Below are 14,786 nucleotides of genomic sequence, written 5' to 3'. Positions count from 1 at the left end.
CCTAGTACCCCGGGTTCTGCGTCAGACGCCCGCCGCTGAGGTCAATTTGCGGCTGGGGAATGGGGAATAGCTCGTTTTTGCCTTTCACGAACGTCTTGCCCTGTGCGGCGAAAATGGGCACGATGCGGCCGGGCTGCACGCTTTCCTGGCGCACCAGGTCGAAGAACCGGTCGTGTTCGAGGGCCAGCTCTACCCGGCGCTCGGCCCAGATGTTTTCCAGCGTGGCGGGCCTAGCGGCCAGGCCGGCGCGGGTGCGCACGGCGGTCAGGTCGGTGAGGGCAGCGGCAGCGTTGCCGGTTTGCAGGGCGGCTTCGGCGTGGATGAGCAGCACCTCGCCGTAGCGCAGGATGCGGACGTTCTTGGGCAGGTAGTCGTTGTTGCCGCAGTTGGGTTCGCGGGTGCGGCTGTGGTAGGCTTTGTAGCTATAGCGCGGGTTCTCCACCGAGTCTTGGCTGGGAATGCGGAAGCCGTCCCACAGCACCGTGCCGGTGGAACGCTGCCCGGCCGGGGCCGTGGGCTGAATGAAGATGATGGTGCCGGCCCGGCGCACGTCGCCCGGCTCGTAGGCGTCCACTAGTTGCTGGGTGGGGATGTTGAAGCCAAAGCCCAGGTCGGCCCAGCCGCCTTTGCCGCCCGAGCGCGGGCCCTGGCTCACGGAGTACAGCTCGATGGCCGAGTTGTTGCAGGCCGCGTTCACGCCCGTTTGCACCTCAAAAATCGACTCGCTGCTGTTGGCCCCCACTGTGCGCCAGATGTCGGCGTAGTTCTGAATGAGGGAGTAGGCGCCCGATTTGCCGGTCACGATTTCGTCGCTCAGCTCAAAAGCTCTCTGGTAGTTTTTCTGGTAGAGGTACACTTTGGCCAGCAGGGTCTGGGCGGCGGCTTTGGTGGCGCGGCCGGTTTCGGTGGCGCCTTTCAGCGGCAGGTTGTCCACGGCAAACTGCAGGTCGGCGATGAGGAAGGTGTAGATGTCGGCCGCCGAAGCCCGCGTCTGAAACTCGGGGTTGTTGAGTTCCGAGGCCTGGGGCACGCGGTCGAGTTTGGGCACGCCGCCGAACAGGCGCACTAGGTTGAAATAGAAGTAGCCGCGCAGGAAGCGCACCTCGCCCAGCAGGCGGTTTTTCACCACGTCGGCCGCCGGGCTCAGCGGAATTTTGTCCAGCGCTTGGTTGGCCCGCGAAATGCCTTGGTAGTAGCCGTTCCAGACGTTGTTGATGTTGCCGTTGGTCGAGTTCAGCGTGAAGGCGTCCACGCCGCCGGCATCGGCCAGGTAGTCATTCGGCGAGCTGCCCTTATCGGCGTCGTCGGAGGCAATGTCGGTGAGGATGACGAACTGCAGGCCCTGGGTATCAGGACCGAAGCCGCCGAGGTAGAGCGAGTTGTACACGCCGTCAACCAGCTTCTGGGCCGCGGCGGGGTCGGTGCGGATGGCGTCTTCGCTGAGCTGGCCCTGGGGCGGCACGTCGAGGTAATCTTTGCAGCCGCTGACCAGAGCCAGCGACAGGGCCAGCGCGGCCGTGCCGGCGCGGCGGGGAATGGCGGAGAATATCGGGTTCATCGGGTGGGTTATTTAAAGGTGACGTTCAGCCCCAGGGTGGCGGTGCGGCTGGTGGGGTAGGTGTTCAGCTCGATGCCCGAATCCAGGGGCCCGCCGGCCAGTTCCGGGGTGAAGCCGGTGTAATTGGTGACCGTAAACACGTTTTGGGCCGAGGCAAAAATGCGCACCGAGCCCAGGCGGGCGCGCTCGAGCAGGCCGCCCGGCAGGGTGTAGCCCAGCACCAGGTTGGTGAGGCGCAGGTAGTCGCCCGACTCCAGGAAGTAGGTCGAGTTCGGCAGGTTTTCCCGGATGGCGCTGGGGTCGGTGTTGGAAGGGTTGGCGGCCGTCCACCGGTCGTTGACAAAGCTGGCTTCCACGTTGTTGAGGATGCTGCTGCGGGCCTGCTTTTTGGCGTTGTACACCTCGTTTTTCAAGTTGCCCGAAAACACGAACGACAAGTCCACGTTGCGGAAATTCACCCCGCCGTTGATGCCGTAATAAATCGGGGGCTGGTACGAGCCGTAGTAGCGGCGGTCAAGCAGGTCCACGACGCCGTCGCCGTTCGAGTCGGCGTACTTCAGGTCGCCCACTTGCGGGTTGAAAGCGGATTTGGGCGAGCGGGCAATTTCGTCGGCGCTCTGGTACACGCCGATGGCGTCGAGCAGGAAGAAGCTGCCGGCGGCCTGGCCGTTGTCCGATTTGGTCACGCCGTTGTAGCCCGCAATCAGGGCCTGGCCGCCGTTGAGGTTGGCAATGCGGTTGTTGTTGAAGGTCACGTTGGCGCCGATGTTGTAGCTCCAGTCGGGGCTTTCGCCGATGGCGGCGCGCCAGTTCAGGGCCGCTTCCACGCCGCGGTTGGTAATGTCGGCCGCGTTGGTGATGAGCTGGTTGTTGGGGTCGCCCAAAATGCCCGCCACGTTGACGGGAATCAGGGCGTTGGAGGTGCGCTTGTTGTAGTAGGTCACCTCGCCGGTCAGGCGGTTGTCCAGAAAGCCGAATTCAATGGCGGCGTCGTACTCCGTGGTGGTTTCCCAGCGCACGTCGGTGTCCTTGATTTCGGTGATGGTGGCGCCCAGGACGGTGTTGCCGTTGAACACGTAGGGGATGCCGGAGTTGGCCGTCACCACGTTGGAGTTCACCGGAATCTGGTCGTTGCCGAGCTGGCCGTAGCTGGCCCGAAATTTCAGGAAGCTCAGCGCCGACACGTCTTTCAGAAAGTTTTCTTCCGACACCACCCAGCCCAAGCCCAGCGAGGGGAAAAAGCCGTTGCGCCGGTCGCGGTTGAAGCGCGAAGTGGCGTCGTGCCGCAAGTTGGTGGTGAGCAGGTAGCGGTTGTTGTACGCGTAGTTGACGCGGCCGAGAAAGGAGATGCGGCGGTCCTTGGCCGGCAGGCCGGGGGCGGGGTCGTCGGGGTCCACGTTGTTGTTCACGGCCGTGGTGGGGTCGCCGGTGTTCAGGTACCACTGGCTGGGGTCGGCGGGCACGTCCTTGCGCGAGCCCGAGAGCGGCGTGGTCTGGCCTTCCTCCACCACGGTGCCGGCCAGCAGGGTCAGGCTGTGCTTCTCGGCGAAGGTGCGCTGATAAGTAGCCGTGTTTTCCCACAAGTAGCGGTAGCGGTTGGTCTGGGTCACGCCCAGGTTGCTGCGGTCGAGGCGCTGGTTGCCGCCGGCCACCAAAAAGGTGCTCTCGTCGTTGCGGAATTGGTAGTCGTAGGCGCGGTTGTTGTTGGACTCCAGGTCCACGTTGAAGGCCGAGCGCAGCGTCAGGCCTTCGATGGGCCGCAGGTCGAGGGCGATGTTGCCCTGCAAGCGGTTGTCCAGGGACTTGTTGTCGTTTTTCTCGATGTCCACTATCGGGTTGCCCACGTTGCCGAAGGCCGAGGTGTTGCCGTAGCGCCCGCCTTGTTTGGCCGGAATGATGGGGGCCGCCCGGTAGGCGTTGTTGTAGGCCGTGTTCAGGTTCACAATGCGCGTATCGGCGTGGCTGAACGAAGCCTGCGAGCTAATCGTGACCTTGTCCGACAAGCTGAACGAAGTGTTCGAGCGCACCGTCAGGCGCTGAAACTTGTTGATGATGATGGTGCCGTCGTCCTGCAGCAGGTTGCCGGAGAAGTAGTAGCGCACGTTCTCGGTAGCGCCCGACACGGCCAGGTTGTGGTTCTGGAAAGTACCGCGCCGCAGCAGCTCGTCGTACCAGTCCGTCGAACCCGGGGAGGCCGGCAGCATCGTCGTCGGGGCAATGTCTTTGATGTAGCTGGTGTACTGCCCGGCGTCGGCCATTTCCACCACGTTGGCGGCTTCCTTGAAGCCCACCGTGCCGCTGTAGGCCAGCACCGGCTTGCCCAGCGCGCCCTTTTTGGTGGTCACGATAATCACGCCGTTGGCCCCGCGCACCCCATAAATGGCCGCGGCCGAAGCGTCTTTCAGCACGTCGATGCTCGCAATGTCGGCATTGCTCAGGTTGCGGATGTCGGTAGTTTGCACGCCGTCCACCACGTACAGCGGCTCGGCGCCGCCCAGCAGCGTGCCCGTGCCGCGGATGCGCACCCGCGGCTGCGTGTTCGGCGTGCCGTCGCTGATGATTTGCACACCGGCCACCTTGCCTTGCAAGGCCTAGGTGGGCGTTTGCACGGGCTGGTTCACGATTTCGGCACCGTCGACGCGGGCCACGGCGCCGGTCAGGTCCTGGCGGCGCTGGGTGCCGTAGCCCACCACCACCACCACTTCGCTCAGGGCCTTGGCGTCGGGCGCCAGCGCAATGTTGAAGGTGGTTTGCGTGCCCACCACCACTTCCTGAGCGGTGTAGCCCACGAAGGAAAACACCAGCGTGGAGCCTTCCGGCACGCTCAGCGTGAACTTGCCGTCCATGTCGGTCTGGGTGCCGTTGGTGCCGCCTTTGATGATGACGTTGACGCCGGGCAGGCCCGCGCCTTTTTCGTCCACCACTTGGCCGGTCACGGGCACGTCGGCCGCCGGGGCCGCGCCGGCCGCAGACACGGTGGCGGGCCGCAGGATAATGCCGTCGTTCACCACCTTGTAGCTGACTTGCAGCGGCTCCAGCAGCTGGTTAAGCAGCTGCGCCAGGGGCTGGCCCACGGCGTTAATTGAGACGCGGCGGTTGGCCCCAATGAGTTGGCGGCTGTATTGAAATCGCACTTTGGCCTGGGCTTCAATCTTGCTCAGCACAGCGGCCATGCGCTCCTCTCGCACTTGCAGCGTAATGGGCTGCTCCAGAATGGGCTGGGCCTCGGAAGCGTGCGCGGCGCTCATGCCCGAGAGCAGGCACCACAGCAGGCCGGGCAACACCGCCAACCGCTTGAGGCGCAACAGCAGTGGCGGGAATTGTAAGGAAGGTTTCATACGTAAAATGGTGGGATGGTGAGATGAGAGAAATCGGCGTTTCGGCATTCTGAAAGCCACAAATGGCGCTGCAGAACTACTCGGGCAAAGCCGGAATCGATTGCGGGAATTACTTCATAGGCGAGTGAAGGTGAGAGGCATGCAGGTTATTCGGCCGGGCAGGGCTGGCTGTGAAAAAGGATGCGGCCGTCGGCCTTTTCGTAGGAAGCGCCCAGTGTTTCGCAGATGACGTCGAGCTTGGCAAACAGCGGCTCGTCGCCCAGCCCCAGGTTGAGCGTGCAGTTGCGCACAGCCGCGGCGTCGTACACAATGGCCACGCCGTAGGCCTTCTCCAGGGCCGTGAGCACTTCCGCCACCGGCCGGTTGTCAAACACGAAGGATTGCGGCTTGAGCAGCGCCGGCTGGGCCACCACCTCGCGCCGCAATCGCTGCCGCGTGGCCGAATACACGGCCTGTTGGTTGGGCAGCACTAGCACGCTGGCCGTGCCACTGGCGGCCACTTCGCCGCGGGGCGTCACCTGCACGCGCCCGGTTTTCACCTGCACCTGTGCCTCTGCTTGGCCCGCGTAGGCCTCCACCCGAAAACTGGTGCCGAGCACCTTGGTCACCACCTTATCGGTGTAAACCAAAAACGGGTGCTTGGCATCGTGGGAAACGTCGAAAAAAGCCGCGCCAGTCAAGTAAACCGTGCGCTGGGTACCCGTGAAGGCGCGCGGGTATTTGAGCGTGCTGGCCGGCGCCAGGGCAATGGAGCTGCCGTCGGGCAGGGCTACTCGGACGTCGTGCGTGGAGGTATTGGCCGACACCAGCCAGCCCGCAGCGTCGGCGCTACTTGACTCAGTAGGGGCCTGAGCAACTTCTTTGGCAGGATTCCATCCCAGATAGGTGCCTACTACGCCGGTGCCCAAGGCCAGCAGCGCCACCGCAGCCCAGCGCACGCCTGTAGTCCAACGCGGGTTGCCTACGGGCTCCTGGCCGGTGGCCCAGGTCGGGGCATTAGGAGCAGCGGTGGTTTGCTCGCTAATGCGCTGCCAAACGGAATCTACCAGTTCGTTGCGCTCCAGTGGGCTCAGGTCCAGCTTTTGCTCGGTGCCCAGACCATTATACCATTCCTCAACGCGCCGCTTTTCGGCGGGCGTGCACTCGCCTTGCTGGTAGCGGTGCAGCAGCGCGCGGAATTCTGATGGGTCCATTACAAAGCCAGGGTAGGGGTTCTGACTTAATAGTCACTCAATCCCATCCCGACCCCTGGTCTCGGTTGTAAAATAATTTTTATTGACTAATCAAATACTTGGTGTAGAGACGCAATATTTTGCGTCTCGGCGTTGAACGATGACGCCCGAACGAGACGCAAACGGCGCAGACGACGAGACGCAAAATGTTGCGTCTCTACACTAGTATAGCGAAATGCCAACCCCTTTAAAACGCCTACTTACCGCATTAGCAGCAGCACCAGCGGCACCAGGAAATCCTTCAGCGAAACGCGCAGCAGCTTCAGGGCACGAGTCAAATGGTACTCCACGGTTTTGGGCGACAGCTTCAGCCGCACGGCAATTTCCGGCACCGACCGGTGCTCCATGCGGCTCAGCTGAAACACCTCGCGGGTGTGGGTGGGCAGGTGGGCCAGGCCCGAATTGAGGGCCACCGATAAGTCAGCAGCGGCCAAGTCCTCCTCGGTATGGTAGTCGGCCTCGCTGGCTGCAGCGCGCGAGAAGGCGATGTAGCCGTTGTGGATGGATTTGTCTCTAATCAGGTTAATCACGCGGTAGCGCACCGCCGTGCTCAGGTATTCCTTGAGTTTTTGAACGTCGACCACCGCGCGCTTGTGCCAGAGGGTGGTGAACAAGTCCTGCACGATTTCCTCGGCGGCTTCGCGGGAGCTCGTTCTGCGATAGGCCAGTTCCAGCAGGGCGAAGCCGTGGCGGCGGTAGGTTTCCTCGAAGGCCCGTTCGTCGCCGCGCCGCAACCCTTCCACCAACGCCGCATCGTCCCAGGCAGCGTACAGCCGCAGATGCTTCGCAACACGGTTCGTGAAGGGCTGCATTATCTAAAGGTAATCACGGGGCTGTTAGCAAAGAGGAGATTCCCTGCTAAAAAGTGGGTGCAAGAAGCAACGCAGTACATTGCCTCGGCGAATTATTTTACGCTGAACGGCGCAGCTTTCTTTTTGTTGAGGCCGGAGTATTTCAGCAACGCCGCCCTGCGCATCAGGGCCTGCCGGGCGCTACTCCCAGCTACTGCGCGACGGCCTCCCGCTGCCGGGCGGCTACTCGGGCTTGTTCGGCACCCTGCAGATTCCGCCGCTCGACCTGCACCAGATTGAGTTCGTCCTGCGCCAGCTCCACACTGTACGCTCCACGCTCTACGGCGGCGGAGCCATTGCCGGCCTCGTGAACCTGGTGAACAAGCCGCCGGTGCTGAACGACCCGCAGCTGACCAGCAATCACTGCCGTCCAGCCCACGCTCAAGGAAAGCGCCCTCAACCGCTTTGCCAGCGGGCGCAACCAGCGGGTGGGCCATACGCTGTTTTTGGGCGGCGTGCGCCAGCAGGGCACCCAAGGCACCGGCGTGGACGGCGCGTGGACGTGCCCTGGCTGCGCAGGAACTGGCTGAGCGGCTGGCTTCGCTATGGTAGCCCGGCACCACGTGGAATAGAAACGGGGCGGCTTTGCGTGTCGCTTGGGTAGTTACCCTGGCGGCTGCCGCTGGAAATGCAGCTGGAGCACGGTGTTGAGCTTTTCCTGAGTCAGGGGTTTGTTGATGCGGCCGGCGGCGGGCAGCCCGCTGAGGCTGATGAGGTCGCGCACGTCGGTGGAGGTGCTGAGCACCACCACGGTGGCGCGCTGGTGGGCCGGGGGCAACTGCTGAAACGCTTGCAGAAACTCGATGCCGTTCATCACGGGCATCTGGATGTCGAGCAGGATGAGGGCGGGGTAGTGGGGCTGGGGCCCGGTGCTGGCGCTTTGCAGCACCGCGAGGGCTTCCTGGCCGTTGCCCGCCACCATCACGTGGTCGGCTACTTCCAGGCGTTTGAGCAACCGCTCGTTCAAAAAATTATTGGTGGGGTCATCATCGACCAACAACACGCTGCTCAGCTTCGGCATACGCCGTCCCTACGTAAGACGGGCCGGTTGGGTTTAGGCCACATCGGGCAGCAGCACCGTGAAGGTGGAGCCCACGCCGGGCGCGCTCTGCACGCGCACGCTGCCGCCGGCGTTTTCGGCCATGCGCTTCACCATGTACAGGCCCACGCCGGTGCCCTCCACGTGGGTGTGCAGGCGCCGAAACATCACAAACAGCTTGTTCTGCTGCTTGGGCGTCAGGCCCAGGCCGTTGTCGTGCACTTCCAGCAAGGCCTGGCCGTCGGCGCAGTGGGCGTAGAGGCGCACCCGCGGCGGCTGGTCGGGGGCGTGGTATTTGATGGCGTTCGAGAGCAGGTTGTAGAGGATGCTGCGCAGGTTTTTGGGCGAAAAGCGCACGGTGGGACAGGCCGCCACGTCGATGACGAGCTCCCCGCCGGTGGCCGCCAGCTCCGGAGCCAGGTCGAGGCGCACGGCCTCGGCGGCCGCGGCCAGGTCCACGGCTTCCGGGGGCTCGGCGTGGGCCTGCTGCAGCTTCGACACGTCGGTGAGGTGGGTGAGCGTGCGCTGGAACCGGTCGACGGACACGTGCATGAGGTCGAGCAGCTGCTGGATGTCCGCATCTTGCCGCGCGGCGGCGGGCAGCTGCTCGCTGAGGGCGTGCAGCAGGCCTTCGATGTTGGCAATGGGCGCTTTGAGGTCGTGCGAGGCCGTGTACACGAAAGTGTCGAGGTCCACGTTGGTGTGGCTGAGGCGGTTGTTGGTGTCGCGCAGCTCTTCGTTGGCGGCCAGCATCTCTTCGTTGATGGCGGCCAGCTCCTCATTTAGTTCCTGCACCTGCTCGCGCGCCAGGACCTGGTCCGTGATGTCGGTGACGAGGGTGTAGAAGCCCTGCACGGCCCCGTGCTGCACGTCGGGGATGTAGTCGGTGTGAACGTGCTTCACGAAGCCTTCGCGGTAGGGCATGCGGGCCTCGAAGGAGAGCCGCTCGCCGGCCAGGGCGCGGGTCATGTAGCCTTCGGTGTTGGCGTAGGCCTGTTCGCCCACCACGTCGCGCACTGGGCGGCCCAGCAGCGCGGCGGGGTCGATGTTGAACCACGTGCGGTAGGCATGGTTCACGAACCGGTAGCGCCGCTCGCGGTCGAGGTAGCCAATGAGCACGGGCAGGGCGTCGGTGAGCAGGCGCAGGCGTTGGGCCGTGGTTTCGGAGGCTTGGCGGGCCCGCACTTTCTCGCTCGAGTCGATGACGAAGGCCAGAATGCCGGTGGTGCGCCCGCGGTCGTCGCGCAGGGGCTGGTAGACGACGTCGATAAAAAACGACCCGTGCTGGCCAGTGGCGGGGTCGAGCAGCTCGGCCGGCAGCTCCTTGCCCACAAAAGGTTCGCCGCTGGCGTACACCTTGTCCATGAGGTCCAGAAAGCCCTGCGGCACCGCCTCCGGAAAAGCTTGGCCCACGGTGCGGCCTAGCTCCGCCCTTCCGCGGGTAAGCTGTTGGAAAGGCTCGTTGAAGAACGTGAAGCGGTGCTCGGGGCCGGCGAAGGTGGCAATGGACGCCGGCACCTGCGCCAAAATCTGGCGGAGCAGCTCCTGCTGCTGCTGCGCCTGCCGGGTACGCTCGGCCACGCGGGCTTCCAGTTCGTGGTTGAGGGCGTGCAGGGCTTCTTCGGAGAGGGTCAGGGCCGCGTTGGTGGACTGAAACTCGTCGTTGCTGGCTTGCAGCTCCTCGTTGAGGATGGCCAGTTCCTCGTTCAGGTTCTGCACCTGGCGGCGGCTCACCACTTGCTCCGTCACCTCCACCGCAATGTCGATGACGCCCAGCACTTCGTTGCGGGAGCCCAGCAAGGGTTTGTACACGAAGTTGAAGTAGCTCGTTTCCAGCCGGCCGTTACGCAGTAGGTTGGCGGGCACTTCGGTGCCTATGTAGGGCTGGCGGGTGCGGGCCACTTCCTGTATCAGCTCGATGAAGCCCTGACCGCGCAGTTCCGGCACGCCTTCCAGCAGGGGGCGGCCCAGCACTTCGGCGGGCGAGTGGCCCAACAGGGAACAGGCCAGCTCGTTGGCGGTGGTCACCACGCAGTCGTCGCCGCTAAAAAGGGCAATGGCCACGGGCGACTGCGTGAGCATGGCCCGCAGCAGGTTGCGCTCGGTTTCGGCTTCGGCCCGGGCTTTCAGCTCGCGGGCCTGGCTGGCGCGCAGCTCCTGCTCTATCTCGGTTCGGGGCTGGTCGTTGGTGTCGGTGAAGCTCACGAGCAGGACGTCGGCCTGGCGCTGGGCCACCAGCAGGAAGTAGCCGTCGAGGCCGTCCTGCTGGTAGTTGTTCTGGCGGCGCTCAAGGTGGCCCGAGCGAAAGGCGTTGCGGTAGAACTCAAACACGCCCGCCGCCCTGGCCGTGGGGTAGAGCGTCAGAAACGACTCGGCGGGGCGCGCCGGCAGGCGCAGCAGTTGCTGCGCGGCCGGGTTAAAATACACGCAGGTAAAATCGACGATGGTGGCGCCCTCGGCGTCGTACACGGGGCGCAGCGCCATCATTCCGCTCAGCGAAATGTTGAGCAGCACTTCCACCATTTCGGCCGAAGCGGGCAGGTCGGTTGGGAGTGCTGGGGCAGGGAAGTCGAGCATGAAAACGCTACTAAACGCAGGGGACAGCGGCTCTAAGGTACTAGCCGGGGCGGGGAGTACTACGCAAACAGCTCCAAGAGCGGCGGCGGTTGGGCCGTTGATTCAGTACCGCTTCACGAAAAGCACGCGGTTGCTAAATGGCGCCGGCTAGCGTCATTTCCAGTGCCGTGAGCTCATTGCAAGGCGTTTTGAGCCCGGCCCGTTGTGTTCATGTTTCTGGGCCAGCAATTGCTGATGAAACCGGGCCAGGCGCCGGAAGTTGTCGAGGCTCCTGGCCTCCCCGTGAGCCCCTGCCCAAAATCACCAAACCGGCGTATGGAGCTTGGCGCTGTCGGTGCCCAGCCCGAATTCGGTAATGACCTACTCCTTAGAAGGAGCCCCTACCTGCGCGGTGTTGCCGCGCGAAAAAGCAGCCAAAGGCAGCCAGGCAACCAGTTAGCAGCGCAAAGCAATTTTCATAAGTCTGACGAATGATGAACACCGCAAAAGGCCATTGCCGCGGCGTGAGCACCGTACTGTAGTTGCCAGCTGCTGGCGGCGTGTGCTCTGGGAAGTCCCATGCTGCCACTTAAACTGTGAGTGAAACAAAAAGCCCCGCCAGTTGCTGCTGGCGGGGCTTTTTTGGGTGGTGTTGCAAACGAGGCTAAGATTACCCGGCGTTGTGCGTTTGCGCTACGTCGGTCATATAGTCCTTTAGCTGCTTGAGTTGTGTGGGTTTGTAGTTGCTCAGGCGCAGGCGCTTGAAGCCGGCCGCGCCCATTTCTTCAAACAAGGCGCCGAGCGAGGAATTTAGAAACGAACTGGAGAAGCCAATGACGCCGGTCAGGTCGAGCGTGACGGGGCCGGGCTGCGCGGCCATGGCCTCCTTCAGCGCCAACAACAACTGGTAGCCGTCGGCGTTGGAAATAGTGCCGGGGGTAAGGATAGCTACCCTCAGAACCGGGCCGTTGTGAACTGTAGTGGACATGGGGTGGGGCGGATGGTGCGGGAAATAATAGCCTAGTATACGCTGTTCTGCTCAAAAAAGCGCGGTTTCTTCTTCGAGGATGTCGTTTTCTTCGGGTCTCGTTCCCTGGTAATAAATTCTGGCGGTGAGGGTTGTGCCGGGAAACGCGACGTCGGATAACTCGTGAACGTATTCGGCGCCTTCCCGGCTGACGTGGTAGATGGCGCGGGTGGTTTGGATGGTCAGCGTGCCGTTCAACTCCCGCACTCCGGTGCGAAGGGTGTCGAGCCCCCGGCCCTGATTGTGTGGGCGAGATTGTGCGGTGAAGCGTAATTCCAGGGCCTTGCGTAACGCCTCCGGCGCCGTTACGGGTTCCTGGTGCTGGCTTTGCAGGAAGCGGTTGACCGTTTGGGGAATGCCCATGCCGAAATCCGAAACAGCAATCAACAGGCGCTTGCTGGTGGGGTAGTATTGCAGCATAGCAAAGGCCACGCGCTCCGTGGCGGTGGCGGCGAACGCGTGGTCGAATACGTTGTTGAACATCTCGCCCAAGTAGATGGTCAGAAAGTCGAGGCTCTTGTCCTGAAAAAAGTGGGCCTTGAAATGTTGGTAAGCAGTGCGCACGAAATCGTTCATGCCCTCGGGTTCCACCGGCCACAAGCCAAACGCAGTGGGGTCGTGCGGTTGAATAAATTCCTGATTAGCCGCGGCGGGCTCAGTAAAACGCGCGAAAAAGTGAATGCTTTTCAAGTAACGGTACACCGTCGCATTACCCGATTCAAATCGGATTGCCACGCCCGCAAGGCGGTATTCTTCCAGTAGGCAAGCCAGCGTGGTAACGTGGTGCGGCTTGACCGTGAGCGTGCCGCCAACCACCACCAGCACCTGCCTAACCCCAGGCGCGGTGCCGTGCACCTTCTCCCAGCGGTTGTCGAGCAGGAACTCCGCCAGTCCCGACGAAGTATTGAATGCTTGAAAAGCAATGCGGTGTTCTTCCTGGGTGGCTGCCGGTAGCTGCATGGAGTAAAGCTAGCAGCTTCCCAACTAGGGCGGAGCCAAAGCCGACCCCGCTGCCGAGCGCACCACCTAAGCCGCTGAAGAAACCAAAAGCCCCGCCAGTTGCTGGCGGGGCTTTTTGGTGTAACTTATAGTTTTAATTAAATCTGGAGGTTTTTGTGCTTATTTGCATTTGCTCAAAATAGCATACCAACTTCTAATGCGAATTTATATAACATGGACCTGACTCAAGCCAAAGATATTGCTTCGATAGCAGCCCCGTTTGTCAAAGCAATAATAGATGAATTTATCACGCCGAATATCAAACGACTTGTCAAAAGAAAAGGCGTTTCTATTCAAATAACGGAACATTCTTTTAAAAATCAATTCGAACAATATTTAATTGATTCGTATGACAAGTACTCTAATCCAAGTATTTTGGTTCTTGGTAATCAGAAGCGTCATCTTAAAGATATTTATGTGCCTTTAGAGGTTGTAAACAATGCTGATAATGGTAAAATAGAAAATCACTTAATAGATTCTTTTGAAAGTAATTTTATTCCACATCATAAAAAAGTAATTATAATTGATACAGCTGGGATGGGAAAATCAACCCTGTCTAAACGGTTGTTCTTAGCTGCTGTTGAGCAACAGGTTGGTGTGCCTTTATTGATTGAATTGCGTCGATTAAAGAAAGACGCGACTATAATGGATGAAATTTTTCGTCAATTATCTATGATTAACGAGAAAGCAGATGAAGCGTTTGTGTTGGAGTTAATCAGTAAAGGCGGATTTGTTTTCATGCTCGATGGATTTGACGAAATTGAGCATGAGGATAGACGAGATGTAGTTGCTAATATTAGGGACTTTATAGACAAGGCAAGAAAAAATTACTTTCTCCTAACATCGCGCCCTGAAGATGCTTTGACAGCATTTGGAGACTTTGTAAAGTTCAAAATAAGAGCTCTGCGTAAAGAAGAAGCTTATTTACTGTTGAAAAATTATGACTTTGGTGGTGAGATTTCTACTTTATTGATAAAAAAGCTAAAAGAAAAAGAGAATGATAATATTGATGAATTCTTAAAAAATCCTCTACTTGTTTCTCTTTTATTTGCTGCGTTTGAGCACAAGCATACAATTCCTTTAAAAAAGCATTTGTTTTACAGGCAAGTATATGATGCGTTTTTTGAACGTCATGATTTAACGAAAGGGGAGTCTTACACAAGAAATAAGTATTCGAAACTTGAAATCGATGATTTTCATAGGATATTAAGGTTCTTGGGTTACCGTTCCATGAGTCTCAATAAGATTGAATTCAGTAAAGATGAGCTTGTGGCCATCATTAAAGAAGCTAAAGATTTTTGTGTAGACCTGAAATTTAGTCCATCTGACTTTTTAAAAGATATTTTGACCAAGGTTCCCCTTTTTGTACAGGATGGCCTGTATATCAAATGGGCGCATAAATCGATTCAAGAATACTTTGCTGCTAGCTTCATCTTCACGGACTCAAAATCAAAGCAAGGGAAAATACTATCAGCTATTGCTCGTAGCAAGGGTTATAGGTATATAAATACACTTGATATATATTACAGTATTGACCCTAGCTCCTTCAGAAAGTATGTGATAAACACATTTTTGCAGGACTACTTGGCTGGTCTAGAGAAATTAAGAAAAGCCTGGCCAGATATAGAGCCTGTTACTGCTGCTGTGTTACTGACTTCAAAATACGTATTCGCGAGAATTAATGCAAATAAAGTATTTTCTGAGGTAAATGCATGGCGAGAAGGGGGTGGAGACGATGATATTTACGGTAGTTTGTCGATATTTCATGAGAATGAAGAGAAATATGATTCACTCAAAGTCTTGTCAGGTCATACCTCAGATAATGCTATAATCAACTTGATGGCATCTAAAAAATTAGGGTTTATCAATCGCTACAAAAGTAATAAGAAGCAAGGTGACTTTGGGCCCGAACCTACTTCGGATTATAAGTTTTTAAACCTTGAACGTGAAAAATTTTATGTTCTATGTGCAGAATCATGCGATGATTATTTTAAAGAAATAGATATAAATATGCTGGTAAACAGCTTCTCTACTAGTGGTTATTTCGTTGATGAAGCAAAAGCTAATGCAATGATAAAAGCCATTTCCAAAGAAATAGAGGAAGAACAGTCTGAGGATTTCTTAATGAATGGCATATCATAGGCGTAGGAACTTTTGATTAAATAATTTATCGAGTACTAATCTTC

Annotated in this window: 10 protein-coding genes; 1 reads left to right on the top strand and 9 read right to left on the bottom strand. The window is 58.9% G+C overall.

The features are described from left to right. Window position 1: 1 nt before the first annotated feature. The 9 genes from VF629_RS06710 to VF629_RS06670 form a co-directional block, all read right to left on the bottom strand. Window positions 2-1,558, bottom strand: a complete 1,557-nt coding sequence (locus VF629_RS06710; protein ID WP_331057688.1) for a RagB/SusD family nutrient uptake outer membrane protein — start codon at window positions 1,556-1,558, stop codon at window positions 2-4. An 8-nt stretch (window positions 1,559-1,566) separates the two neighbouring features. Next, complete coding sequence (locus tag VF629_RS06705; RefSeq protein ID WP_331057687.1) at window positions 1,567-4,146, bottom strand: SusC/RagA family TonB-linked outer membrane protein; 2,580 nt, start codon at window positions 4,144-4,146, stop codon at window positions 1,567-1,569. 3 nt (window positions 4,147-4,149) lie between these two features. After that, a complete protein-coding gene (locus VF629_RS06700) occupies window positions 4,150-4,896 on the bottom strand; it encodes an STN domain-containing protein (protein WP_331057686.1) in 747 nt (248 codons plus the stop codon). A 146-nt stretch (window positions 4,897-5,042) separates the two neighbouring features. Further along, complete coding sequence (locus VF629_RS06695; protein ID WP_331057685.1) at window positions 5,043-6,089, bottom strand: FecR family protein; 1,047 nt, start codon at window positions 6,087-6,089, stop codon at window positions 5,043-5,045. A 239-nt stretch (window positions 6,090-6,328) separates the two neighbouring features. Continuing rightward, window positions 6,329-6,940, bottom strand: coding sequence for an RNA polymerase sigma-70 factor (locus tag VF629_RS06690; protein ID WP_331057684.1), 612 nt, complete (start codon window positions 6,938-6,940; stop codon window positions 6,329-6,331). Window positions 6,941-7,583: 643 nt separating this feature from the next. Beyond that, a complete protein-coding gene (locus VF629_RS06685) occupies window positions 7,584-8,000 on the bottom strand; it encodes a response regulator (protein WP_331057683.1) in 417 nt (138 codons plus the stop codon). 33 nt (window positions 8,001-8,033) lie between these two features. Next, on the bottom strand, window positions 8,034-10,595 hold the full coding sequence (locus VF629_RS06680) for a PAS domain-containing sensor histidine kinase (RefSeq protein ID WP_331057682.1): 2,562 nt from the start codon (window positions 10,593-10,595) through the stop codon (window positions 8,034-8,036). Between the two features lie 649 nt (window positions 10,596-11,244). Further along, window positions 11,245-11,562: an STAS-like domain-containing protein gene (locus VF629_RS06675; RefSeq protein ID WP_331057681.1), complete on the bottom strand. Its 318-nt coding sequence runs from the start codon at window positions 11,560-11,562 to the stop codon at window positions 11,245-11,247. Between the two features lie 51 nt (window positions 11,563-11,613). Beyond that, window positions 11,614-12,561, bottom strand: coding sequence for a hypothetical protein (locus VF629_RS06670; RefSeq protein ID WP_331057680.1), 948 nt, complete (start codon window positions 12,559-12,561; stop codon window positions 11,614-11,616). Between the two features lie 213 nt (window positions 12,562-12,774). Here VF629_RS06670 and VF629_RS06665 point away from each other — a divergent pair, with 213 nt between their 5' ends. After that, a complete protein-coding gene (locus tag VF629_RS06665; protein WP_331057679.1) occupies window positions 12,775-14,742 on the top strand; it encodes an NACHT domain-containing protein in 1,968 nt (655 codons plus the stop codon). The last annotated feature ends 44 nt before the right edge of the window (window positions 14,743-14,786 follow it).

Origin of the sequence: Hymenobacter sp. (assembly GCF_036388155.1) — a bacterium.
Classification (GTDB): Bacteria; Bacteroidota; Bacteroidia; order Cytophagales; family Hymenobacteraceae; genus Hymenobacter.
The sequence above is the reverse complement of the archived record's forward strand: the minus strand, read 5'-3'. Positions and strand labels throughout refer to the sequence as shown.

Excerpts from the sequence above, each read along its gene's own strand:
- VF629_RS06710 (WP_331057688.1), bottom strand. The coding sequence starts at position 1,558 with ATGAACCCGATATTCTCCGCCATTCCCCGCCGCGCCGGCACGGCCGCG.
- VF629_RS06700 (WP_331057686.1), bottom strand. The coding sequence starts at position 4,896 with ATGAAACCTTCCTTACAATTCCCGCCACTGCTGTTGCGCCTCAAGCGG.
- VF629_RS06695 (WP_331057685.1), bottom strand. The coding sequence starts at position 6,089 with ATGGACCCATCAGAATTCCGCGCGCTGCTGCACCGCTACCAGCAAGGC.
- VF629_RS06690 (WP_331057684.1), bottom strand. The coding sequence starts at position 6,940 with ATGCAGCCCTTCACGAACCGTGTTGCGAAGCATCTGCGGCTGTACGCT.
- VF629_RS06685 (WP_331057683.1), bottom strand. The coding sequence starts at position 8,000 with ATGCCGAAGCTGAGCAGCGTGTTGTTGGTCGATGATGACCCCACCAAT.
- VF629_RS06680 (WP_331057682.1), bottom strand. The coding sequence starts at position 10,595 with ATGCTCGACTTCCCTGCCCCAGCACTCCCAACCGACCTGCCCGCTTCG.
- VF629_RS06675 (WP_331057681.1), bottom strand. The coding sequence starts at position 11,562 with ATGTCCACTACAGTTCACAACGGCCCGGTTCTGAGGGTAGCTATCCTT.
- VF629_RS06670 (WP_331057680.1), bottom strand. The coding sequence starts at position 12,561 with ATGCAGCTACCGGCAGCCACCCAGGAAGAACACCGCATTGCTTTTCAA.
- VF629_RS06665 (WP_331057679.1), top strand. The coding sequence starts at position 12,775 with ATGGACCTGACTCAAGCCAAAGATATTGCTTCGATAGCAGCCCCGTTT.